Genomic DNA, 23,831 nt, shown 5'->3' on the forward strand with positions numbered 1-23,831 from the left:
TGGCTGGGAAATGTCGGTATTGGTGGGGGTACTGGTCACTCGTGAAGTTTGTCATAGATCGCAGACCCGCCCCGGCCACGATCCCCTCCCCACCCCACCCGTCCGCGGGCCGCCGTCGCGACGCAGGGCCCACACACCCCCCGCCTTCTCGCCAACCCCGCTCCCCGCGTACAACCCAGGGCGGCCCCACACCGAGTGCGTGTCACCCCGGCCGCCGCATCCAGAGGCCGTAGCGGCACCACCCCAGGGCGCCGCGTCGGTGGGTCGGTGCCCGGCGCCTTGTGCGGCGGGTGAGGTGGTGTGGGGCGGCACGGGGCGACTGCGTCGGGCGCGTTGGCGTCTCTCCGCGCTGCGTGTCCCGAGGGCGCCGCTGTGTGTCCCGGGGCCCAGCGGCGCCACCTCAGGGCGCCGCGTCGGCGGGTGGGTGTGCGGTGGTGTCCGGCGCCTCGTGTGGTGCGCAAGGTGGTGTGTGCACCGGCCACCGGGCCCGCCGCGCAGATGGCTGGGGCGGTGGGGTGTGCCAGCAGGGTGTGCTGCGAACCCGAGGGGTAGGTGGGTCCTCCCAGGGTGGGTTCCCCTGGGGAGGCGGTTACAGGATGGTGATGGGGTCGTTCTGGTGGATGGTGCCGGTGGTGTCCGGGATGAGGTTCATGCCGAACCACACCTTCCCGTCCCACCGCCGGTGCTTCGCGAGGACGCGGAGCGGCTCCTTGCCCTTCTCCAACGTCGGCACGTCGATCGTCGTCATCACGCACCGCGCGCACCCACTGGCGACCCTGAACTCCACCTCCCCGATCCTGATCCGCTTCCACCGATCCTCGGCGAACGCCTCCTCCACCCCCGACACCACCACGTTCGGCCGGAACCGGGAGATGGGCAGCGGCTCAGGCAGCTCCTCCCCACGCTCCACCGCGTCCTCCGCGATCCAGTCGTTCAGCCTGTCCACCGAGGCGGTCGACGCCAGCAGCAACGGGAACCCGTCGGCGAGCATCACCCTGTCGTCCGGCATGCCGTACAGGGGATCGACCGCACGGCGGGTCGGGTCGTCGAGCCACACCAGCCGGGCAGGCGTGTCGAGCAGGGACGACAGCCAGGCGGCCGCCTCGTCGCCGCAGTCGGTGACGTCGACCGGGGTGTCCCAGACGGACACCGTACGCAGGCTGGGTGAGGGGGTGAGGGCGACGCGGAGGGGGGCGGCGTGGGGGCCGGTCAGGGTGAGGGCGCCGTCGCCGAGCTCGGCGAGGCAGGTGAACAGGCGGGGGTGCTTGCGTGCGGTCAGCATGGTGCCGTCGTCGCTGGTGACGAGGAACCGGCGATCACCGGCCAGCCCCCAGGGCTCGACCCGCGCGGTCGTCACGTCGTGGCCTCTGGTGGATTTGATGGGGTAGAGGTGGATGCTCGCCAACTTCATGCGCCGACGGTACATGGTCACGTTGAGCCGACCTGCGCACGGGTGGCGGTCGTTGTGGAGACATACCACCCCGTAGGGGGATCTGACCGCACGGACGTGCCGGATCCATCTTGCTGTACGGCGGAGCCCCGTGGAGGGCGCTGTTCCCGTACGCCGAGGGCACCGGCCAGGTCGCCGTGGCAAACTCGCGCCTCCGCAGCCGCACACTCGCGCGCCCCCGGTGTGGGAGGCAGGGCGCGTGGTTCGGGATGTGATGTGACCGGTGGCGGCGTGCTGCTGCCGGTGTGGGGCCTGCGGCGAGGAGCTTGGGGTGACGAGCTGGGGCGTCAGGGGTCAGGCGGCGGTGTGGTGGGGCGTCTGAGTGGGTCAGGCGGTGGCGTGGTGGGGCGTCTGAGTGGGGGCAGGGGGTGGCGTGGCGGGGCGTCTGAGTGGGTTGGGTGGTAGTGCGGTGAGGGGGAGCTGAGTGGGTTAGGTGTTGGGGTGGGGAGGGGGTTTGGGTCGGTCAGGCGGTGGTGTGGGGAGAGGGTTTGGGTGGGTTCAGGTGTTGGGGTGGAAGGTGTCCAGGAAGACCTTGCGGGTTTCTGCCTGGTCGTCCCACGTGAGTTCCGGGGTGGAGAAGGTGATCTTGAAGGCGGTGCTGCCGTCGATGGTCACGTAGCGGACCTGGGAGTGCATCGGCAGCTCGCCGTCCTCCACCGTGTACGTGTACTCCCAGTCGGCCGCCTTCCACCCCCGGTACTGCACCTCCTGCAGATGCACCTGGATGTACCCGGCCACCCCGCCGTCGGCCTCCTCGCGGCCGAGCTCCGACAGGCCGCCGTCCTTCTGCGCCGAGACCTGCACGACGCTGATCTTGAGGCCGCTGTCCTTGGGGCCGGTGAAGGTGGCTTCACCCCCTGTGGAGGTCATCTTCCAGGCTGCGGGCACTGCCGCTGTGAAGCCCTGGGGGGTGTACGACTTGTAGCCCTTGGGGGCGGCGCTCGCCGAACCGGCTTCTGATGGCTGGGCGCTGGCCGGGGTGTTCTTGGCTGGCTGTTCGGCGGTGGGGGTGCCGCCGCCGCCTGAGGTGAGGACGAAGGCCGCGGCCACCGCCACGCCCACTGCGGCCACGCCGGAGATGATCAGGCGGGGAGTTGGGCGGCCGTCGCGTAGCCAGCCGTTGCCCTGGTCTGTGGGTCTTCTGCGGCTTGTGGTCAGGCGGTCTTCTGTGGGGGCGGTGTGGGCGCCGGTGACTCTGCGGCCGTCGCCGGGGTCCCTGGTGCCCAGCTCTCTGGACAGGTCGCGGGAGTGTTCGCGCAGGTCGTCGGGGGACGCCAGGGGCCAGGGTGAGGAGGCGCCCGCCGAGCGGCTGTCGGTGGAGAGGGGCAGGATCGGCTGCGGGCCGGACTGGGGGCCGAAGCTGTGCGCGCCCGACTGCGGTCCCAGGGCGTGCGGGCCTGACTGGGGGCCCAGGGGGTGGGGGCCTGAAGGGGGTCCGAAGATGTGCGGGCCGGACGGGCTTCCGAAGCCGGAGGGATCTCCTGGGAGGGAGGGGTGCCCCGGGCCGGACGGGCTTCCTGGGTGGTTTCCCTGGGTGGATGGGTCGGCGAGGTTTCTGGGGGAGCCGCCCATGCGGGGCTGCGGGCCTGAGGGGGTGTCGAGGATGAACTGCTGTCCGGCCCCGGGATGCGCGCCAGACGGGTTCGGGTCACGCGACGGGTAGCCGGGGCTGGACAGGACGTCGTGGTCCTCGGCGGGTAGCCGCACCGGGCCCGACGGGCTGGTGAATGCGTCGAAAGGGGACGGCTGGCCGGGGTGCGAGCCACCCGGAGAAGCCGCGTCGAAAGCCTGGCGGGGGTCACCGGGAAATGCGGTGCCGAAGGCCTGGCGCGGGTCAGCCGGAGGAGTGCCGAAGGCCTGGCGGGCGCCATCCGAGGGCCCGGCGTCGAAGGCTTGGCGGGCGCCGTCCGATGGCGCAGCGCCGAAAGACTGGCGGGCACCGTCGGATGGTGCGGAGCCGGAGGGCTGGCGGGGGTCGACCGGCGCAGCGCCGAAGGGCTGGCGGGGGTCGGCTGCAGCGCCGTAGGGCTGGCGGGGGTCGTGAGGCTGGGCCTGGGAGGTCGGGGGGATCTGGTCGGTGCGGTAGCTGCCCGAGGAGGTCGCGTCGAAGCTACCCGGTGGCGAAGCCGCCGCGTCGAAGGGCAGGAGGTCCGTGCGGTGGCTGCCGGACGGGCTGGCGTCCGCGTCGAAGGGGCGGCCGTATCCCCCCGAGGGGCCGCCGGACGGGTCGTAAGGGACCCTGACCGGGCCCGACGGGGTTTCGACGATGCGCGACGGCATCGGGCCCGAAGGCGGATCCAGGGGCGGGAGCATGTGCATCGGAGTCGAGTCGCCCGGCGTGGGCAATGGCGAGGGGGAGGGTTCGCGGCTGCGGGGCGGCTGGGAGCCGTGGGCGCGCAGCACCCGCTCCAGAAGGTCGGCCGCCTGCGCGGCGGACATGCGCTCCGCCGGGTTCTTGCGGAGCAGCCCCTCGATGATCGGCAGCAGCGCCCCGGCCCGCTGAGGACGCACCGGCTCCTGGGTCAGGACGGCGCCCAGGACGGCGATGGCGTCGCTGCCCTCGTACGGTGGCCGTCCCTCGACCGCCGCGTAGAGGGTCGCGCCGAACGACCACAGGTCGGCCGCCTGGTTGATCGGCTGCCCGGAGAGCCGCTCCGGCGGGATGTAGGCGGGTGACCCCATGAGGAGACCCGTCTGCGTGATCGTGACGTCACCCTCGATCGCCGCGATACCGAAATCAGTCAGCACAACTCTGTCAGCTGTCAGCAGGACGTTGCCGGGCTTGACGTCGCGGTGCAGGATCCCGGCGGCGTGCGCGTGGCGCAGCGCGTCGAGCACGCGGATGCCGATCTCGGCCGCCTGGGCGACGGGCAGCGGACCGCTCTGCCGTACGGCCTGCTCAAGGGACCACGCGCGGACGAGCTCCATGACGATCCACGGGCGCCCGTCCTCCTCGACGACGTCGTGGACGGTCACGATGCCCGGGTGGGTGAGGCGCGCGGCCGACCGGGCCTCGCGCAGCATGCGCCGGTGGGCGACCTGCTTGCCCGCATGGTCGAGCCCGAAGGGGAGGATGAGCTCCTTGACCGCCACGTCCCGGTCGAGCAGCACGTCGTGGGCGTGCCACACCATGCCCATGCCGCCCCTGCCGACGGGCGACATCAACCGGTAGCGCCGTCCGATCAGGCGGCCCTGGCTCTGCGGGGAGCCCCCCTGCGCGAGCAAGCGGTCCGCCGACATCTCCGCCCCCCAACTCCAGCCTCACCAGAAACATGCAACGCGTGATTCTTGCAGATTATGAGGTTGGACACGATATAGGGCGTTCATTGCGCAATAACAAGCGATATCGGGATTACACAGCGCGCTTGACGTGCTGAAAGGCGGTTTATCAGAAACGATCACTTACCGAATGCAAGTGCATTGATCGCCTGTGTGAACGCCTCGGCAGGCGGGCTGACCAGGCCCGCTCCGACCTGGCCCGTTCCCGCGATCCGCCCGGCGATCCCGGTGTTCACCACGGGCAGGATGCCCGTTCTGGCGATGAGCGTGACGTCGATCCCGACGGGCGTGCCGCGGAAGCCGAGCCCCGGGATCTGGTAGGCGGGATGCTCGGCCAGCGTGATCTCGTACATGGACCTGGTGGCCGCGATCGCGTCCTCGACCTCGCCCCCGACGAACCTGACGATCGCCGGCGCGGCGGCCATCGCGAAGCCGCCCAGACCGGCCGTCTCGGTGATCGTGGAGTCGCCGATGTCGGGGTTCGCGTCGGCCGGGCCGTACGCGCCGAGGTAGAGGCCGTCGGGTATGCCGGCGGGGCCGGTGAACCAGCGGTCGCCCAGCCCGGACACCTGCACGCCGAAGTCGGTGCCGTTGCGCGCCATGGCCACGACCAGCGTGGAGCCCGGGATGTCGCGCGCGGCGTCGGTGCTGACCTTGGCCGCGGCCATCCCCGCGTTGAGGAAGAAGTGGTCGTTGCCGTTCATGAACCGCAACACCTCGGCCGCCTGCCTGGGCGCCGCCTCGACCACGGCGGCGGCCAGCTCGCGCAGCAGGAGGGAGGTGGCGGCGCGGTTGCGGTTGTGCAGCTCGTCGCCCATCTGCAGCGCCTGCGCGATGAGCGAGCGCAGGTCGATCGGGCCGGTGATCTTCAGGGCGGCGGCGAGCACCGGGCCGAGTACCCGGTCCATCCAGCGCAGCCGGTCGATCACCTCCTGCCCGTAGGCGCCGTAACGCAGGACCTTGCCCAGGCCCTCGTTGAGCGAGCAGTAGGCGGTGCCGCCGTGCTCGGCGTCGCGCACCTCGAACATCCACATCGACGGCGTCACCACCCCGGCCATCGGGCCGACCGTCCCGTGGTGGTGGCAGGGCTCCAGGGCCACGCGCCCGGAAGCGAGAGCGGCCACCGCTGAAGCCTCGTCGGTCGCGTGCCCCTCCAGCAACATCGCGCCGATGAGCGCCCCGCGCATCGGGCCCGAGGCGCGCTCCCACTCCAGGGGCGGTCCGGCGTGCAGGAACGTCCCGTGTGGCAGGATCTCGGCGGCCTGCCGTACCCCGACGAGCTGGGGGCGGGCTGTGGTCAGCCGGGTGGCGGCCAGGGAGTTGGCCGCGGGCCTGCGCGGGTCGGCGAGGACCTGGGCCAGCGCGGCCGCGGTGCCGGGCAGCGGCGGGCGCCACTCGACGCGGGTGGTCCGTACGGCTTGCGCCGCCAGAGCCTCGTCGAGCAGCGAAGCGCCGACCGTGATCACGTGCGGAGGGTTCTCGAGCAGCGTCACAGGAGGCTCCTGACGGCCTGGGCGTTGGAGGTGAAGACCGCTGCTCCCGCCTCGCGCAGCGCGGCCGCCTGGCGGTGCAGCCCCTGCGGATCGCCCTCGGTGCCGATGAGCGCCACGACCACGGCGCTGCGCGACGCGGCGATGGCGGGGGCGAGCCCGGCGGCCGGATCGGGGTCCGCGCCGTGGCCCAGGACGACGTCCATCAGCACCACGCCGCCCGGTTCCACCCGTTCCAGGGCCTCCAGGCGCAGGGTGGGGTCGATCATGGGGTGGGCGCGGCCGCGGGTGTAGGCGTCGTCGCCGAAGTCGGTGAACGTCCCGGAGCCCGCGATCAGCTCGGCCTCCTTGCAGAGGGTGCCGCCCGAGTAGAGCCCGGTGATGGGACCTTTGACCGCGGTGCCCCAGGACGGCCAGACAGGTACAGGAACGCCGAGCGTGCGCAGGACCTCTTCTGTGGCCGAGGTGAGATCCGTGGTGCCCAGCAGCGCCGGGACAACCGGCGTGCGCAGGCTGTCAACCACGGCCTGCACGGCTCGTGCGGCCTCTGGGGCGGGCGGCTTGGAGATGAGGACGATCAGCTCGGTGCCCGGATCGTCGTCGAGCATGCGCAGAGCCCTGATCGTCGAAGCGCCCCCGACCTCGGCCGACAGGTCGCGCCCCCCGGTGCCGAGCACGTGGCTGACGCCGACCCCGGCCAGGTCGAGCAGCGACACCACCTGCTGCGCCCCCGTCCCCGACGCGGCGACCACCCCGACCGGCCCCGGACGTACGACGTTGGCGAAGCCGAGCCCGGCGCCCGACACGATCGCGGTGCCGCAGTCCGGCCCCATGACCAGCGCCGTCGCGCGCTGCTTCAGCAGCACCTCCTGCTCCAGCGAAACCCCGTCACTGAAGATCATCACCGGCAGCCCCGCCTCGACCGCGTCCAGCGCCTCGGCGAAGGCGTGCTCCCCCGGCACCGACACCAGCACCAGATCGCCCCCCGACCGGATCGCCGACCTGGTGGTACGGGGCGGCTGCTCCACGGCAGGTCCAGTGGTTCGTACGGCGAGCAGCCGGTCGAGCTCGTCGGCAGCGGAGGTGACGTCGCTGCCGCGCAACGCGATGAACAGGTCGGCCGGCTCGGCGGCGGGCAGCTCGAACGCCAGGTCCCTGGCGAGCCCGAGGTTGAGCTCCGTGGCCATCGCGACGATCGCCACCTCGACGTACGGCAGAGCCGTCAGCGACTGGCTGACCCGCATCAGGCTCACCGAGTCGTGATAAATCCCTTTCCGTACGAGGACGAGATCGTTCATGCCATTCCCCCCAACGCCAGCACGGACGCCACCCCGATCGCGACCCCCTGAGCCAGATCGGCGCCCGACGTGTGTCCCAGCCGCCGCAGCCGCAGCAGCGCCGGCTCCAGCGCCCCCCTGCCGGTCAGCGCGCGCAACACCGCCGTGACCTCGGGGCTCGCCTCACCGCGCGCCGCGCAGTGCAGCAACGTCGCCGAGATCGGCGTCGTGCGGGTCCCCGCGTCGAAGGTGACCGCGGCGGCCAGCCAGTCGGCCAGCCACACCGCCCTGCCCACCCGCGCCGCCGCGCCCACGTGCCTGAGCGTCACCATCAGCCCGGCCAGCACGTCGTCGCCGCTCGGCGTCAGCCCGGGGCCGAGCCCGACGAGCTGCTCGGCCGCCGTCAGCGCGCCGACGAGCGACCCGGAGGCGCACCCCTCGGCGAGGAGGTCGATGGCGCCGTTGCCCAGGAGTCCCGGCGGGCGCTCCGCCACAGGAGACAGCAGCGGTACGGCGAGCGCCAGCCGTACCAGATCGACGGGACCGAGCGGCGGCGCCGGATCCCAGTAGCGGCGGGCGCGCAGGCTCAGCCGCCCCAGCTCGACCGTGCCGTCGCCCACCGAGGCGTCGTCACCCACAGTGACGTGCGGAAGATCGCCGGAGAGCAGCACCGAGTTGGGCAGCCGGGTGGCAGCGCCGGTGATCACCGCGATCACGGACGGCTCCAGATCGGTCCTGACCTCGAGATACACGCCTGCGGGAAACGCGGCGAGCACCCGCGCCGGGCGTCTGGGCGCGTCCAGGAGCGGACGGACCGCCGCGCTGGCCGCCCCCGTCACATGCGTGCGCACACGCCGCGCGTGGGTACTTACCGTCACAGGGCCTCCCAATCGATCCTGGACCTGACCGTAGAACGGCCTCCGAACCCTCCGTACGGAGAAATTTGCCAACAGTCCGCCAGAAGGTTGGCTCTTCCTGACAGACGGCTTCATCGGTAACAATCGCCTCATGGAGCCCCCCGTTCGCCTGGCCAGCACCGGAACGATCATCCACGGAGTCTCCGTGGGCGAGGTGCTCGGCGTGTCGACACTCGCGGAGGCCAGGCTCATCGCGGGGGAGAGCGGCCTCGGCCGGATCGTGCAGCGCCTCAACGTCATGGAGGTGCCCGACATCCTGTCGTGGGTGAAGCCGCACGAGTTGCTGCTCACCACCGGCTACCCCCTGCGCAACACCCCGCAGTCCCTGGACCGCCTGGTGGCCGACCTCGACGAGCGCGGCCTCGCCGCCCTGGCGATCAAGCTCGGCCGCTACGTCGACGAGCTGCCCGATGAGATGGTGGAGCAGGCCGACCGGCTCGGCTTCCCGCTGATCCTGCTGCCCAACGACGTCGGCTTCGACGACATCCTCAACCAGGTGCTCACCGACATCCTCAACAGGCAGGCGGCCGTGCTGGTGCGCGCCGAGGAGGCGCACCGGGCGCTGGTGCAGGTCGTCCTGGCCGGTGGCGGGCTGAACGAGGTCGCGGCCGAGGTCTCCGGGCTGCTCGACGTCTCCGTCGCGGCGCTGGACGGCACGGGCCGGGTGCTGGCGTCGGCCGGGCCGCCCGAGCACGTCGCCGCGATGCGCGACCAGGGTCCTGGGACGTTCGCCTCCGTGCCCGTGGTGGCGGGCGGGCACCACCACGGCAGGATCGTCGCCTTCAGCCCGGCCGGCGCCATCCGCGACAGCGACATCGGCATTCTGGAACGTGCCGCCACGGTCGCCGCGCTCGTGGTGACCAGGCAGGAGGCGGTCAACGCCGTCGAGAGCAAATACCGCGCCGACTTCCTGCGCGACGTGCTCACCGGCCGCGCCGGATCGGCGGAACGGATCAGGACCAGGGCCAGGGCGTTCGGCTGGGACCTCGAACGCCGCATGACGGTCGCCGTCGCCGAGCTCGACCCGGAGAGCGACGAGCGCAGCGCCCAGGACCGGCTCGTCGTCTCGTGGACCAACGCGATGCGCCGCCACGACCTGCGCGGCGCGGTCGCCGGGTTCTCGCACGAGGTGGTCGCGGTGATCGACGCCTCCCTCGACGCCGCCAGGGTGGCCAAGGACGCGGCCTCCGCGTTCGCCGACGCGCTGCCCGCGACGTTCTCCACGGGCACCTCGCGGGTGTGCACGGGGCCCGAGACGCTGCCCGAGGCGTACTCCCAGGCGCTGAAGGCGGCCAGGGTCGGGCGCCAGTTACACGGGCCGGGCGCGGTCGCGCACTTCGACCAGCTCGGCGTCTACCGGCTGCTCTCCCTGGTCAACGACACCGACGAGCTGCACGCCTTCGTGCGGGAGACGCTCGGACCCCTCGCCTCCGACGACGACGCGGAGAACGCCGACCTCCGGCGTACGCTCCAGGTTCTGCTGGAGACGAACCTCAACGTGGCCGAGACCGCGCGGCGGCTGCACTTCCACTACAACACCCTGAGATACCGGATCGGGAAGCTGGAACGGCTGCTCGGCAACTTCACCGACGACCCCCACCTGCGGCTCAACCTCACGCTGGCCCTGCACGTACTCCGCATGCGGGGGATCTAGGCTGGGTCCGTGGACGTGACCTTCGAGCTGCAGACCGAGTACATCCCGCTGTGTGACCTGCTGAAGTACGTGGGGGTCACCGAGACGGGCGGGCTGGCCAAACACCTGATCGCCGAGGGGTTCGTGTCGGTGGACGGCGAGGTCGAGCTGCGCAAGACCTGCAAGATCCGCGCCGGGCAGGTGGTGACGGGGGACGGGTTCACCGTCCACGTCGAATAGCCTCCGCGTGGCTTCCCTGCCAACGGCGAAACCCGTCGTGAAATGGGAAGATGTGGAAACTGCACGGCGACGGCAAGCACCTGCGCGCCGGTGAGGTGGTCAGGCCGGACGAACGGCTGAGCTGGCCGCGCATGGTGGGCTTCGGCGCCCAGCACGTGATCGCGATGTTCGGCGCGACGTTCGTCTTCCCCCTGGTGATGGGGTTGAACGCGAACCTGGCCGTGATGATGTCCGGCGTCGCGACGATCCTGTTCCTGCTCATCGTGCAGGGCAGGATCCCGAGCTACGTGGGGTCGAGCGCGTCGTTCGTGGGCGCGGTGGCGGCGATCAGGGCGGCCGGTGGGGGAGACGGTACGGTCACCGGTTCCCTGCTGGCGGTCGGGGTGGTGCTGGCGCTGGTCGGGCTGGCCATCCACCTGCTGGGGATCCAGATCATCCACCGGATCTTCCCGCCCGCTGTGACCGGCGGGGTGGTGATGCTCATCGGGTTCGGGATGGCTTACGTCGCGGCGGACGTCTACTGGCCGAAGGACCCGTGGGTGGCGTTGCTGACGATGCTGGCCGGGTTCTTCTTCATCGGGGTGTTCCGCGGGTTCCTGGGGCGGATCGGGGTGTTGCTCACGCTGGTCTTCGGGTTTCTTTTGTCGTGGGTGCTGGATCTTTTCGGCGGGCCTGTACGGATAGATCTGGGCAAAGTCGGGGAGGCGGCCTGGGTGGGGTTGCCGGAGCTCCACGGGCCGGTCTTCGAGGTGTCGGCGATCATCCTGGTGCTTCCCGTGGTGATCGCGCTGATCGCGGAGAACGTCGGTCACGTCAAGGCGGTCGGGGAGATGACGGGTGCGGACGTCGACGGGTACATGGGGCGCGCCGTCCTGGCCGACGGGGTCGGCACCGTGGTCTCCACCGCTGTCGGCGGTCCTGCCACCACCACGTACGCGGAGAACATCGGCGTCATGGCGGCCACGCGCGTCTATTCCACGGCCGCCTACTACGTGGCTGCGGTGATCGCGATCCTGTTCGGGTTGTGCCCGAAGTTCGGCGCGCTCATCGCCGCCACTCCGGGTGGGGTGCTGGGCGGTGTCACCACGATCCTTTACGGGATGATCGGGTTGCTCGGGGCGAAGATCTGGATCGAGAACCGGGTCGACCTGTCGGCACCGGCCACCATGGTGCCGGTCGGCGCGGGCATCATCTGCGCCGTGGGGCCGGTCGCCTTTCCGGTCACGGACACCTTCGCGCTCAGCGGGATCGCCCTCGGGACCATCGTGTTGCTGGGCGGCTACCACCTGCTCCGCGCGATCACCCCAACCACGGAGAGCGCCTGACAGAAAGACCTCCCCTCACGAGGAGGTCACCCTCACGTGGAGGTCACCCTCGTGTGGAGGTCGTCCTCGTGGAGGCTCTCCATAAAGGTCCTTCCCTCATGAGAAGAGGGGAGGGTCTCCTCACAGGGGGTTCTGGGCGCTCTTGAGGTGAGGGGTCATTTTGGTCGGGGTTTACGGCCTCACTGGTGTGAGGGCTCTTTTTGGCAGATCATGCCGGTGTGGGCTCGCCCAGACGGGCCTAATGTGCCCGCAACAGTGCGAGTCGGGGGCCGGAGCGACCTAAGGGGCTCTCATGGTTTTGGGTTGGACCAAACACGGCGACGGCAAACATCTGGCTCCCGGAGAGGTCGTCAGACCCGACGAACGGCTGACCTGGCCGCGCATGGTGGGCTTCGGCGCCCAGCACGTGATCGCGATGTTCGGCGCCACGTTCGTCTTCCCCCTGGTGATGGGGCTGGACCCGAACGTCGCCATCATGATGTCCGGCGTGGCGACGATCCTGTTCCTGCTGATCGTCAAGGGCAAGGTGCCCAGCTACCTGGGCACCAGCGCCTCGTTCGTCGGCGGCGTGCTGGCGATCAGGGCCGGGATCGACAACGCCGGCACGGACGCGATCGTCACCGGCGCCATCCTGGTGGTGGGCCTGGTGCTGGCGCTGGTCGGCGTCGCCATCCACTTCCTCGGCGTACAGATCATCAACCGGATCTTCCCGCCGGTCGTGACCGGCGCGGTGGTCATGCTCATCGGGTTCGGCCTGGCCTACGTGGTGGCCGACTTCTACTGGCCGCAGGACCAGTGGATGGCGCTCATCACGATGCTCATCACGTTCGTGATGGTGGTCGCGTTCAGGGGGTTCGTCGGCCGCATCGGCATCCTGCTCGGGCTCGTCGCGGGCTTCGTGCTGTCGTGGGGCTGGGACAAGGCCATCGGCATGGTCCCCGCCTACAGCGACGGCACGCTGAAGATCCCCGCGCACTTCCGCGTCGACTTCACCGCGGTCGAGAAGGCCGACTGGATCGGGCTGCCCAACTTCCACCTCCCCGACTTCAAGACCTCCGCGGTGCTGCTGGTGCTGCCCGCGGCGATCGCGCTGATCGCGGAGAACATCGGCCACGTCAAGGCCGTCGGCGAGATGACGCAGACCGACGTAGACCCGTACGTGGGCCGGGCGATCGCGGCGGACGGCGTCGCGACCGTGGTCACCAGCGCGGTGGGCGGCTCGCCGACCACCACGTACGCGGAGAACATCGGCGTCATGGCGGCCACCAAGGTCTACTCCACGGCCGCCTACTACATCGCGGGCATCATCGCGATCCTGTTCGGGCTGTGCCCGAAGTTCGGCGCGCTGGTCGCCGCCACGCCGAGCGGCGTGCTCGGTGGCGTCACCGTCATCCTCTACGGGATGATCGGCCTGCTCGGCGCGAAGATCTGGATCGAGAACCGGGTGGACTTCGCCGATCCGGTGAACATGGTTCCCATCGGCGCGGGCATCATCCTGGCGATCGGCCCGGTGAAGCACCTCATCAGCGGCGACTTCCGGCTGGAGGGCATCGCGTTCGGCACGATCGTGGTCGTGGGCGGCTACCACCTGCTGAGATGGATAGCCGGGACGCGCAGCACTGAGGTCAAGGAGCCGATCGGGTGAAGCCACCGCCGTTCGAGTACCACGCGCCGCGCGAGCTCGGCGAGGCCCTGGAGGTCCTCGCGGGGACGGGCGCGCACGGCAAGGTGCTCGCCGGCGGGCAGAGCCTCATCCCGCTCATGAACATGCGCCTGGCCGCCCCCGAGCACCTGATCGACATCAACCGGCTGCACGCGCTGGCATATGTGGACCAGGGGCTCGACGGGGTGACCATCGGCGCTTTGACCAGGCATTCGGCGGCGTTGGGCGGGCATCCGCTGCTCGACCAGGCGCTGCGGCACGTGGCCCACCCGGTGATCCGCAACCGCGGCACCGTGGTGGGCTCGCTCGTGCACGCCGACCCGGCGGCGGAGCTGCCCGCCGTGCTGGCGGTCCTCGAAGGGTCCGTACGGCTGGCGCGGTATGAATCCAGCGGATTCACCCCGCGAAAACCAAGCGACGCCATCACCGCCGGGTATCGGGACGTCCCTGCCGCCGAGTTCTTCGTAGGGCCGTTGGAATCGGCGCTGCAGTCCGGTGAGCTGGCCGTGTCCGCATATTTCCCGAACCTTCCCCCGAGGACCGGCAGCGCCTTCCGCGAGCTGGCCAGGCGCCACGGCGACTACGCGCTCGCCGGGGTGTGCGCCGTCGTCACCCTCGACGAGGACCTGCGGGTCGAGCGCGCCAGGACCGCCTGCATCGGCGTCGGCCCCGTCCCCATGGTGGCCGACGTCACCGAGCAGTGCGCCAGACGCCCCGTCTCGACGGTCGACTGGCGTTCGGTGGCGCGTGCCGTACAGGAGAGCACAGAACCGGAGGCGGACATCCACGCGACGGCCGAGTACAGGAGACACCTGGTGGGCGTGCTGGCGGAACAGGCGCTGAGGGAGGCGGCCCGTGCAGCGGCATGAGATCACGCTGGTCGTGAACGGCTCGGCCAGGCAGGTGAGCGTCCCCGCGCGCCGCCTGCTGTCCGACTGCCTGCGCCACGACCTCGGCCTGACCGGCACGCACGTCGGGTGCGAGCACGGTGTGTGCGGGTGCTGCACGGTGTTGCTGGACGGCGAGCCGGTGCGGTCGTGCCTGACGTTCGCGGTGAGCGTGGACGGCGCGGAGATCACCACGGTCGAGGGGCTGGCGGGGCCGGACGGGATGTCGCCCGTGCAGCGGGCGTTCGCCGAGTGCCACGGCCTGCAGTGCGGCTTCTGCACCCCGGGCTTCCTGTGTACGGTCACCGCCCTGCTGCGCGACAACCCGGCGCCGAGCGACGAGGAGGTCGTCGAGGGCATCTCGGGCAACCTGTGCCGCTGCACCGGCTACCAGAACATCGTCAAGTCGGTCCACCGCGCGGCCGAGCTCATGGCGGAGGAGGCCTGATGTTCGGGGAGCGGGTGCAACGCGTCGAGGACCCCAGGCTGCTCACCGGCCAGGGCCGTTTCGTGGACGACCTGGGACAGCAGGCGGTGGGCGTCGCCTTCGTGCGGTCGCCGCACGCGCACGCCCGCATCCGCGACATCGACGTGAGCCAGGCCCTCGACGTCGAGGGCCTCATCGCCGTCTACACCTGGGAGGACCTCCCGGAACGGCTCGCGCAACCCCTGCCGCTGCTCATCCCGCACCCCGCACTCACCCACGCCCGCACGGCGTACCCCCTGGCCAGGGACGTCGTCAGGCACGTCGGCGAGCCCGTCGTCATGGTCGTCGCCGCCGACCGCTACCTCGCCGAGGACGCCTGCGCGCTCATCGAGGTCGACTACGAGCCGCTCAAGCCGGTCGTCGGCCTGGAGGACGCCGCCCAGGGCGCGGCGCTCGTGCACGAGGACGTGCCGGGCAACGTCGGCGCGCACCTGGTCCAGGAGGTCGGCAACGCCAGGGAGGCGATCGAGACCGCCGCGCACACGCTGGCCTTCCGGCTCGACATCGAACGCAGCGCCTGCACCCCGCTGGAGGGGCGCGGCGTCTACGCCCGCTGGGACGGCCAGGACCTGCGGGTCTACTCGAGTACCCAGACCTCCACCAGCGTCAGAATGGCGATCGCCGCGAAACTGAACCTGCCGCTTCCGCATGTGGAAGTGATCGCTCCCGACGTCGGCGGCGGGTTCGGCGTGAAGATCGTGCACCCGTGGCCAGAGGAGCTGCTGGTGCCGTGGGCGGCGATGACGCTGGGCCGCGAGGTCAAGTGGGCCGAGGACCGGCGCGAGCACTTCATCTCCAGCGCGCACGAGCGCGGCCAGGTGCAGTACGTGCGGGTCGGGTTCGACGACGAAGGGCGCATCGAGGGCCTGGAGGTGACGATCCTGCACGACCACGGCGCCTACACGCCGTACGGGATCATCGTCCCGATCATCACCTCGACGCAGCTGCTCGGGCCGTACAAGATCGGTGCCTACCGGGTGGAGTTCAGCTCGATCTACACCAACACCGTGCAGGTCACGCCGTACAGAGGGGCGGGTCGCCCGCAGGGCGTCTTCTGCATGGAACGCACCATGGACAAGATCGCCCATTACCTCGACCTGGACAGGACCGCGGTCCGCGCGAACAACTTCATCCAGAACGACGAGTTCCCCTACGACCAGGGTCTGATCTTCCAGGACGGGCGGCCGCTGATCTACGACAGCGGCGACTACCCCGAGATGCTCCGCATGATCAAGGAGCTGATCGGCTGGGACACCTTCGAGCAGCGGCCGGGCCTCGGCATCGGGATCGGCTGCTACGTCGAGGGGACCGGGGTGGGACCGTACGAGGGCGGACACGTGCAGGTGACCTCGGACGGCCGCGTGCACGTGTCCACGGGACTGACCTCCCAGGGCCAGGGGCACGAGACGGTGTTCGCGCAGATCGCCGCGACCGAGCTGGGCGTCCCGATCGAGCGCATCAGCGTCGTCACCGGCGACACCCGCCGCTTCGGGTACGCCGTGGGCACGTTCGCCTCGCGCGCCGCCGTGATGAGCGGCAACGCCATCGCCCTGGCCTGCAAGAAGGTGCGCGACAAGGCGCTGCGCATCGCGGGTGAGGCGCTGGAGGCGGATCCCGCCGACCTGGAGATCGTCGACGGCGTCGTCCGGGTCAAGGGGGCGCCCGAGGCGACCATCCCGCTGTCCACGGTCGCCGTGCTGTCCAACCCGCTGCGCTACGCCTTCGACGAGGAGACCTCGAAGGCCACCCAGTTCGCCTCGGCCTCGGCTGGACATCCGGACCGGGCTCCTGTCGCGGAGGGGGAGGAGCCCGGTCTGGAGGGGCGCGACTACTACTCGCCGATCCGCTCGACGTTCGCGTCGGGGATGCACGCGGCGATCGTGGAGACCGACCCGCTGACCGCGGAGATCCGCGTCCTGCGTTACGCGGTCGTGCACGACTGCGGCAAGCTGATCAACCCGATGATCGTCGAGGGGCAGATCCACGGCGGCGTCGCGCAGGGCATCGGCGGGGCGTTGTACGAGCGGATGGTCTACGACGGGGACGGGCAGCTGCTCAACGCCTCGTTCATGGACTTCCTCATGCCGTACGCCACGGAGATCCCGCACATCGAGACCGCCCACCTGGAGACGCCGTCGCCGCTCAACCCGCTGGGCATCAAGGGCGCGGGGGAGGCGGGGGTCATCCCGGTCGCCGCGGTGATCGCGAGCGCGATCGAGGACGCCGAGGGCATCGAGATCGACCGCATGCCGATCTCGCCGTCGGAGCTGTTCCACCTCAGGGCTCGCTAGGGCGACCTCACTTGGCGTCCCTGAAGATCGGCCCGCGGGCGAGCACGGGCGCGAGCAGGTCGGGGTCGATCTCCTCTGACTCGTCCACGGGTACGGCCCGCCGCCCGTGATAGCCGATCAACACCCTGACCCGGTCGTCGAGGTAGTAGGCGCCGGCGACCACCTCGCCCAGCGCGGCCATCGCCTCAGGGTCGAGGTCGCGCAGGAACGCGCACGGATCCTCGTCGGCCGCCTCGGCCAGCAGCGTAACCAGCGGCCCGCACAGGTCGGGCCGCACGTCGAGCACGTAGTCGACGCCGCCCTCCGGAACCCCGGCGGCGGACGCGGCCGGCATGCCGTCCTCGGCGGGGATCAGCAGGTCGGCCAGGGCGGACAGGGTGGCGCGCTCGGCTGGATCGAGCCGGAACACTAGAGCACCTCCTGCGAGCGGCGCCGCGCGATGAGCGCCTCGGTGAAGTAGAGGGACAGGGCGGCGATGGTCGCCGTCGGGTTCATCCCGGACGAGGTGGGCCAGACGCTGCCGTCGAACACGTAGAGGTTGCGCACGTCATGGCTGCGGCCGTACGGGTCGACCACGGAGGTGTCCGGGTCGGCGCCCATGACCGCCGTGCCGAGCTGGTGCCAGCCCGTGCCCCTGATCTGCGGCGCGGTCATCGTGGCGTACGCGCCCGCCGCCTCCAGCGACTCGCGCGCCCGCTCCAGGTGGAAGTCCATGAGCCGGTCGGAGTTCTCGCTCACCCGGTAGACCACCTTCGCGGCGGGCAGGCCGTCGGAGTCGGTGGCGTCCTGGTCGAGCTCGACCCGGTTGGAGGCCTCGGGCAGGTCCTCGGCGATGATGCCCCACATGGCCGAATGGTCCACCCGGCCGCGCACCCCGCGGTGGAAGCCGGAGCCCCACACCGGGTTGTCGCCCCACGGCCAGGAGCGGGTGGCGTTCACCGGGCCGCCGGTGGGCTGCAGCCCCCACTTGGCGCCGCGCACGAAGCCGCGCGAGGTGTCGGTCTCGTAGAACTCCAGGGAGTGCAGGTGCTGGCCCCACGGGCCGTGCGAGCTGTGCAGGTTCTCCTCGAACAGGCCGGTGACCACGCCGAACGGGTGCAGCATGAGCCGCCTGCCGACCAGCCCAGAGGAGTTGGCCAGCTCGGAGAGCAGCAGGAGCCTGGGCGTGCCGATGCCGTTCGCGCAGAGGATGACGACGGACGCTTCCAGCAGGTGCTCCACGCCTGATCTGTCCACCCACTCCACGCCGCGGGCGACATTTCCCTCCATGACCACGCGGCGGGCGCGGGCGCCGGTGATGAGGGTGACGCCGAGGCGCTGGCAGAGCGGCCAGTGGGTCAGGTCGACGCTCGACTTGGCGCCGTCGGCGCAGCCGTACAGGCAGGCCGCTCTTTGCACGCACGGCGAGAGCGCGCCGTACGGGCGCGAGGCGATCGCGTTCGGCCCGGGCCACCAGTGCCAGCCGAGCTCGTTGTGCGCCCGCGCCACCCGCTCGCCCATCGCGCCCAGCGGCAGCGGAGGCAGGGGCGGGCCCTCGCCCGGCGGGAACGCCGGGTCGCCCGCGAGCCCGGAGACGCCGAAGTCGCGCTCCACCCGCTCGTAGTAGGGGCGCAGGTCGTGGTAGGTCATCGGCCAGTCGTCGGCCACGCCGTCCAGGGTGCGGACGCGGAAGTCAGAGGGCAGGTTGCGCTGCCAGTGCGCGGCGTAGATGACCGTGCCGCCGCCGACGCCGTTGTAGCAGAGCACGTCGATGTCGGAGTCGTCGGTGTTGATCGGGTAGTCGGCGGGGTTGGCGCGGACGTTGGGGTTCCACTCCCACGCGGTGCCGGTGTTGATCTCGAAGTCCGGCTCGGCAGCGCGGGCCTGGCCGTAGTCGGGCCAGTCGCCCTGCTCGAGTACGGCGACGCGGAACCCGGACTCGGCCAGCCGCTTGGCGGCGACCGCCCCGGAAGGCCCGGCACCCACGATGCAGACGTCGTAGTCCACTTGATTCACCTTTCGCGGAAAGCGGTTCCCCGTCAAGGCTCTGCCATAGTTCTCCTCATGGATCTGGCCTGGAAGCAGCTCACCACCCTGCCCGTGGAGCTGGCCGAGCTCGACGGGGTGGAGGAGCTGCTGCTCGACGGCAACCAGCTCACCTCGCTGCCCGTGGAGCTGGAGACGCTGACCGCGCTGCGCGCCCTGCACCTCGACGGCAACAAGCTGACCGCCCTGCCGCAGTGCCCGCCGTACCTCGAGACTCTTTCCCTGTACGGCAACGCCATCGGCTCCCTGCCCGCCAAGCTCGGCAGGATGGCGAGCCTGCGCCACCTGTCGGTCGGCGGCAACCGCCTCACCTCGGTCCCTGACACGCTCTGGCAGCTCACCGGGCTGGAGTCGCTCAACCTGGCGGAGAACTCGCTCACCGCCGTCCCGCCCGGGATCGGCAAGCTGTCCGCGCTGCGCATGCTCGACCTCGGCCACAACGCGCTCAGCGCCATCCCGCCGGAGCTCGGCGACCTCGGCCTGACCGACTACCTCTACCTGAGCGACAACCGCTTCACCGAGGTGCCCGCCGCGCTGGGGGCGCTCGACCGGCTGGCCTATCTCAACATCACTGACAACCGGCTGACCGAGCTGCCCTCCGAGCTCGGGAACATGGCCGGGCTGGTGGAGCTGCGCCTGTACAACAACCGCCTGGAGTCGCTGCCCGCGTCGATCGGCGGGCTCGGTCGGCTGCGCGAACTGCATCTCCAGGGCAACAGGCTGACCACGCTGCCGTCGTCGGTCGGCGGCCTGGGCGAGCTGCGCCACCTCGACCTGCGCAACAACCAGGTCAGTTCGCTACCGGCCTCCATCGGGCAGCTGGGACGGCTGCGCCACCTCGACCTGCGCAACAACCGGCTGCGCTCCCTCCCGAAGCAGCTGCTCGACCTGCCCCTGGAGAAGCTGGACCTGCGGTGGAACAAGCTCGACCTGCCGTGGCAGGGGGAGCTGGAGGCGCGGGGCTGCGTCGTGCTGCGCTGAACCGTCCTGTGCGGGGCTGCGTACCTCGAGGGTGAAGACAATCACCGCACTCGTGGCAGTGGCCGCGCTGGCGGCGGCGTGTTCCCCCGCCTCCCCCGCTTCGCGCCAGGCCGTACCCCAGAAGCCGCTCACCGTGGAGCAGCTGGCCGCCAAGGTCGGCTGCACCCCGCACATCCAGGTCGACGCGTCCGACATCAGGACGGGGCACTGCAAGACGGGGGACGGCGAGTTCTTCGTCAGCACGTTCACCACTCAGGCGGGGAAGGACGCTTGGATGGACACGGCGCCGGAGTACAACCCGCACCTGGTCGGGAACCTGTGGACGGTGCTGTCCAGCAGGAAGGTGCTGGACAAGCTGAGGGTACGGCTGGGCGGCGACCTGCACCTGAAGGACCACCGGGTCAAGAGCTGAGGACGACTCCGGCCCCGAAGTGGCGACGCACGGCCAGCAGAGGGAGTACGGCGAGCGGCAGGCCGAACATGCCGACCCAGAGCATCTGCTCCGGCCCCAAGGCGTCACAGAGGGCGTCGGAGGCGATGGCCGCGAGGCTCGTGGCGGCGTACACGACAGCCGCCGCCCGGCCGAGCAGGTGGCTGGGGGTGACCTCTTGACGCAGGCTGAGCAGGGCGATCGAGGAGATGGCCAGCCCAGCCGACTGCGCGAACGCGACCATGAACTGGGTGACGAGCCCCGCTGAGGAAACGGTCAGCAGCACGAGCGGGAGAAGCATGCCCAGCGGAAGCGTCACCAGCAGTGAGACCCATGCCGTGGTGAAGGCGCCATAGCGAGTGGCGAGGGGCACGACGAGGAGGACACCGATCACCCCGCCGAGCTGGCCGAGCCAGAGGGCCTTCACCGTCTCGTAGGGCGCGAAAGAGCCTATGGCGGAGGCGGCCTCCACCGAGTTGACGAAGGAGCCGAAGAACGTCGTCGCCATCAGCGACAGGGTGAGCGCGCGGACCACGCGATGGCGGGCGGCGAAGCGGAACCCGTCGACCAGAGAGCGACCCACACCGAGGGCCGGGGCCGGAGGCTCCTCCTCACTCCTGGCGAACCCACGCGCCGCGATCACGTACGCGAGGGCCCCCGCCAGCAGGAGGAACGGGATCGGGAGACCGTCCAGGAGCTCCTCGGCCACCCCGACCACCGCCACGGAGACGTACAGCAGGGTGTTGGCGAGCACCAGCCGCCGTCGCGACACCAGCGTCGGCAGCAAGGCTTCCTCACCCACGCACGACACGTCGGCCAGCAGGCTGATCGCCAGGGTCACCGCGAACACCTGCGGCAACGTGATCAGGTCCTGCCACCACGACACCGCCAGCAGCCCGAGCAGCCCCGCCCCCACCAGGTTCCCCGCCACGAGTAACGTACGCCGCCGTATGCGATCGGCGAGCACGCCGATGGCCAGCGCGGACAGGGGAGCCAGCCACCACCCGACGTCCCAGGCCAGATTGCCGCTCCCCATCGGGAGCCCGCTCTCGCGGCCGAGCCGGTTCGGCTTGTACAACTCCCACGCCAGCGCGCCGGCCATGGACGCGGTGAGGAACACCAGTAACGGACGCCGGATGATCATCGGGAGATCATGCCACGGCGATGCGCTTTCTGAAGACCCAGTACGTCCAGCCCTGGTACACCATGACGAACGGCAGCACCGCCAGTCCGATCCAGGTCAGGACGTTCAGGGTGTAAGGGCCCGAGGCCGCCTCGGCGAGGGTGAGGCCGGGCAGGGGGGTGGTGCGCAGGGTCCAGAAGACCGACACCGACGTCAGCACGATCGCCCCGGCCGTGGCGGCGAACGCCCAGCCCTCGCGCCGACGCCATACCAGCGCCACGGCCGCCGCCAGCGCGGCCATCGCCACCAGTGCGGGCGCCGAGCCGATCGAGGACAGGGCCACGGCGCCGAGCGGGACCACCACGGCCGAGGCGCCCAGCGCCGCGACCCTGGCGCGCCGCCGTACGTCGCCCGTGGTCTTCAAGGTCAGGAACACCGCGCCGTGCAGCACGCTGACGGCCAGCGAGAACAGCCCACCCAGGATCGGGTTGAGCCGCAGGACGTCGGCGAAGATCGCCCCCCACAGGAACGCGGGCAGTGCGCTGCCGACCACGATGCCCAGGTCGGCCAGGCGCGGCGAGGCGAGCTTCGAGCGCCACTCCAGGCCGACGCCGCGCACGATCAGGCCCACGAGAACCAGCACGACGGGCAGGTAGAAGGTGCTGAACATGCCCGCGTACCAGGCGGGGAAGGCGGCGAACATGGCGCCGACCGCGGTGATCAGCCAGACCTCGTTGCCGTCCCACACCGGGCCGATGGTCTGCAGCGCCTGCTGGTGCTCGCGCTCGTTCTTGCTGATGAACGGCGCGAGCAGCCCGACACCGAAGTCGAAACCCTCCAGGACGAAGTAGCCGGTCCACAGGAAGGCGATGACGGCGAACCACAGATCGATCATGATGGTCAGTCCCTAGTACATCAGCGCTGGTTCGCGCTGCTCGGCGGGGGTTTCCTGGGCATCGGCGCCCTTGCGCACGTGCTTGACCAGCAGGACCGCCTCGGCCAGTGCCAGCCCGCCGTACAGCAGGGTGAAGATCGTCAGCGAGATGGCCACCTCGCCCAGCGACACCCCCGGCGAGACGCTGGCGGCGGTGAGCAGCTCGCCGGCGACGGTCCACGGCTGGCGGCCGATCTCGCTCAGCAGCCAGCCCGAGATGACCGCGATGAACGGCAGCGGCAGCGCGAGCAGGAGGATCCTGGCGAACCAGGCGGGGACCGGCCTGCGGCGGCGGGTCAGCCACAGTCCGAGAAGCGCCAGCCCGAACGTGGACAGGCCGAAGACCAGCATCACCCGGAACGACCAGAACACGATCGTGGCGTCCGGCCGGTAGTCGGCCGGGCCGAACTGCTTCTCGAACCTGGCCTGCAGGTCTTCCGTACCTTGTACGGTGGCCCCCGGGTCGTGCGCGGCGAGCAGGCTCAGCAGGCTCGGGATCTCCACCCCGGGCACCAGCGAGAACGGCGCGCCCGCCGTGTCGTGCTGGAGCCCTTCGGCCGCGGCGAGCTTCATCGGCTGCTGTTCGTACAGCAGCCTGGCCGACTGGTCGCCGGTGCCCGCGACCACGGCCCCCGCGATCGCCGTCATGAGCAGCGCGCCGCGCAGCGCCTTGCGCCACATGTCGCCGTTCTTCCTCAGCAGGTGATAGGCGCTGACCGCGAGCACGAACCCGCCCGCCACGATGAACGCCGAGGCGACCACGTGCGGCACCTGGGCCAGCGCGGTCGAGTTGGTCAGCACCGCCCAGAGGTCCGTCATGCGCGCCTTGCCGTCCACGACCTCGTATCCCACGGGGTGCTTCATCCAGGCGTTGGCGGCCAGGATGAAGTAGGCCGACAGGTTGGAGCCGATGACGGCCGCCCAGATCGAGGCCAGGTGGAGTCGTTTGGGCAGCTTGTCCCACCCGAAGATCCACAGGCCGAGGAACGTCGACTCCATGAAGAAGGCGAGCAGCGCCTCCATCGCCAGCGGGGCGCCGAAGACGTCGCCGACGAAGGTCGAATACTCACTCCAGTTCATTCCGAACTGGAACTCCTGCACGATGCCCGTCACCACGCCCATGGCGAAGTTGATCAGGAACAACTTCCCGAAGAATTTGGTCAGCCGCAGGTATTGCTCGTTGCCCGTACGGTGCCAGGCGGTCTGCAGGGCCGCGACGAAGACGCCGAGGCCGATCGTCAGCGGCACGAACAGAAAGTGGTAGACGGTGGTCACCCCGAACTGCCACCGAGCCAGGTCTAGCGCGTCCATTTCCCACCTCACGGACCCCGAGCTCTACAGCGTGTAGAGCATCTACTGAAAGTAGTACTACACGCTGTAGAGCAACGCTATGCGATCT

The 23,831-nt window shown here is 70.5% G+C and carries 19 protein-coding genes; 9 read left to right on the forward strand and 10 right to left on the reverse strand.

Annotated elements, in window-relative coordinates:
- Positions 1-589: 589 nt before the first annotated feature.
- From ACIBG8_RS32470 to ACIBG8_RS32490, 5 genes are all read right to left on the reverse strand, one after another.
- Positions 590-1,411 carry an MOSC domain-containing protein gene (locus ACIBG8_RS32470; RefSeq protein WP_397346856.1) on the reverse strand — a complete coding sequence of 274 codons (822 nt, stop codon included), beginning with the start codon at positions 1,409-1,411 and terminating at the stop codon, positions 590-592.
- A 537-nt stretch (positions 1,412-1,948) separates the two neighbouring features.
- Complete coding sequence (locus tag ACIBG8_RS32475; protein ID WP_397346857.1) at positions 1,949-4,690, reverse strand: protein kinase; 2,742 nt, start codon at positions 4,688-4,690, stop codon at positions 1,949-1,951.
- A gap of 158 nt (positions 4,691-4,848) precedes the next feature.
- A complete protein-coding gene (locus ACIBG8_RS32480) occupies positions 4,849-6,222 on the reverse strand; it encodes a DUF1116 domain-containing protein (protein WP_397346858.1) in 1,374 nt (457 codons plus the stop codon).
- Positions 6,219-7,517, reverse strand: coding sequence for an FdrA family protein (locus ACIBG8_RS32485; protein WP_397346859.1), 1,299 nt, complete (start codon positions 7,515-7,517; stop codon positions 6,219-6,221). The genes ACIBG8_RS32480 and ACIBG8_RS32485 overlap by 4 nt, the downstream gene beginning before the upstream one ends.
- Positions 7,514-8,374 (reverse strand): DUF2877 domain-containing protein, encoded by an 861-nt coding sequence (locus ACIBG8_RS32490; protein WP_397346860.1) that lies wholly within the window; start codon positions 8,372-8,374, stop codon positions 7,514-7,516. The genes ACIBG8_RS32485 and ACIBG8_RS32490 overlap by 4 nt, the downstream gene beginning before the upstream one ends.
- Positions 8,375-8,504: 130 nt before the next feature.
- Between ACIBG8_RS32490 and ACIBG8_RS32495 the strand changes: the two genes are divergently transcribed.
- The 7 genes from ACIBG8_RS32495 (at position 8,505) to cutA (ending at position 16,939) form a co-directional block, all read left to right on the forward strand.
- Positions 8,505-10,067, forward strand: a complete 1,563-nt coding sequence (locus ACIBG8_RS32495) for a PucR family transcriptional regulator (RefSeq protein ID WP_397346861.1) — start codon at positions 8,505-8,507, stop codon at positions 10,065-10,067.
- A 9-nt stretch (positions 10,068-10,076) separates the two neighbouring features.
- Positions 10,077-10,286 carry an RNA-binding S4 domain-containing protein gene (locus ACIBG8_RS32500; RefSeq protein ID WP_397346862.1) on the forward strand — a complete coding sequence of 70 codons (210 nt, stop codon included), beginning with the start codon at positions 10,077-10,079 and terminating at the stop codon, positions 10,284-10,286.
- A gap of 50 nt (positions 10,287-10,336) precedes the next feature.
- Positions 10,337-11,611 (forward strand): uracil-xanthine permease family protein, encoded by a 1,275-nt coding sequence (locus tag ACIBG8_RS32505; RefSeq protein WP_397346863.1) that lies wholly within the window; start codon positions 10,337-10,339, stop codon positions 11,609-11,611.
- Positions 11,612-11,903: 292 nt separating this feature from the next.
- Entirely contained in the window at positions 11,904-13,256 is a 1,353-nt protein-coding gene (locus ACIBG8_RS32510; protein ID WP_397346864.1) for a uracil-xanthine permease family protein, read from the forward strand.
- On the forward strand, positions 13,253-14,143 hold the full coding sequence (locus ACIBG8_RS32515) for an FAD binding domain-containing protein (RefSeq protein WP_397346865.1): 891 nt from the start codon (positions 13,253-13,255) through the stop codon (positions 14,141-14,143). Before ACIBG8_RS32510 ends, ACIBG8_RS32515 begins: the two co-directional genes overlap by 4 nt.
- Positions 14,130-14,609 (forward strand): (2Fe-2S)-binding protein, encoded by a 480-nt coding sequence (locus tag ACIBG8_RS32520; RefSeq protein ID WP_397346866.1) that lies wholly within the window; start codon positions 14,130-14,132, stop codon positions 14,607-14,609. The genes ACIBG8_RS32515 and ACIBG8_RS32520 overlap by 14 nt, the downstream gene beginning before the upstream one ends.
- Positions 14,609-16,939 (forward strand): aerobic carbon-monoxide dehydrogenase large subunit, encoded by a 2,331-nt coding sequence (cutA, locus tag ACIBG8_RS32525; protein ID WP_397346867.1) that lies wholly within the window; start codon positions 14,609-14,611, stop codon positions 16,937-16,939. Before ACIBG8_RS32520 ends, cutA begins: the two co-directional genes overlap by 1 nt.
- 7 nt (positions 16,940-16,946) lie before the next feature.
- On the opposite strand, the gene ACIBG8_RS32530 is transcribed toward cutA, so the two are convergent.
- Together ACIBG8_RS32530 and ACIBG8_RS32535 are read right to left on the reverse strand one after the other, a co-directional pair.
- On the reverse strand, positions 16,947-17,348 hold the full coding sequence (locus tag ACIBG8_RS32530; protein WP_397346868.1) for a hypothetical protein: 402 nt from the start codon (positions 17,346-17,348) through the stop codon (positions 16,947-16,949).
- A complete protein-coding gene (locus ACIBG8_RS32535; RefSeq protein ID WP_397346869.1) occupies positions 17,348-18,925 on the reverse strand; it encodes a GMC family oxidoreductase in 1,578 nt (525 codons plus the stop codon). Before ACIBG8_RS32535 ends, ACIBG8_RS32530 begins: the two co-directional genes overlap by 1 nt.
- Before the next feature lie 57 nt (positions 18,926-18,982).
- Between ACIBG8_RS32535 and ACIBG8_RS32540 the strand changes: the two genes are divergently transcribed.
- Positions 18,983-19,945, forward strand: a complete 963-nt coding sequence (locus tag ACIBG8_RS32540) for a leucine-rich repeat domain-containing protein (protein ID WP_397346871.1) — start codon at positions 18,983-18,985, stop codon at positions 19,943-19,945.
- 31 nt (positions 19,946-19,976) lie between these two features.
- The gene (locus ACIBG8_RS32545) at positions 19,977-20,357 is read left to right on the forward strand and encodes a hypothetical protein (protein ID WP_397346873.1); all 381 of its coding nucleotides are present in this window, start codon (positions 19,977-19,979) and stop codon (positions 20,355-20,357) included.
- Here ACIBG8_RS32545 and ACIBG8_RS32550 read toward each other — a convergent pair.
- From ACIBG8_RS32550 to ACIBG8_RS32560, 3 genes are read right to left on the reverse strand one after another with little or no spacing between them, the layout of a single operon-like run.
- Entirely contained in the window at positions 20,347-21,519 is a 1,173-nt protein-coding gene (locus ACIBG8_RS32550; protein WP_397346874.1) for an MFS transporter, read from the reverse strand. The genes ACIBG8_RS32545 and ACIBG8_RS32550 overlap by 11 nt on opposite strands.
- A gap of 7 nt (positions 21,520-21,526) precedes the next feature.
- The gene (cydB, locus tag ACIBG8_RS32555) at positions 21,527-22,393 is read right to left on the reverse strand and encodes a cytochrome d ubiquinol oxidase subunit II (protein WP_397346875.1); all 867 of its coding nucleotides are present in this window, start codon (positions 22,391-22,393) and stop codon (positions 21,527-21,529) included.
- Positions 22,394-22,405: 12 nt separating this feature from the next.
- The gene (locus tag ACIBG8_RS32560; RefSeq protein ID WP_397346876.1) at positions 22,406-23,743 is read right to left on the reverse strand and encodes a cytochrome ubiquinol oxidase subunit I; all 1,338 of its coding nucleotides are present in this window, start codon (positions 23,741-23,743) and stop codon (positions 22,406-22,408) included.
- Between the last annotated feature and the right edge of the window lie 88 nt (positions 23,744-23,831).

It is taken from the genome of Nonomuraea sp. NPDC050556 (assembly GCF_044457355.1).
GTDB lineage: Bacteria > Actinomycetota > Actinomycetes > Streptosporangiales > Streptosporangiaceae > Nonomuraea.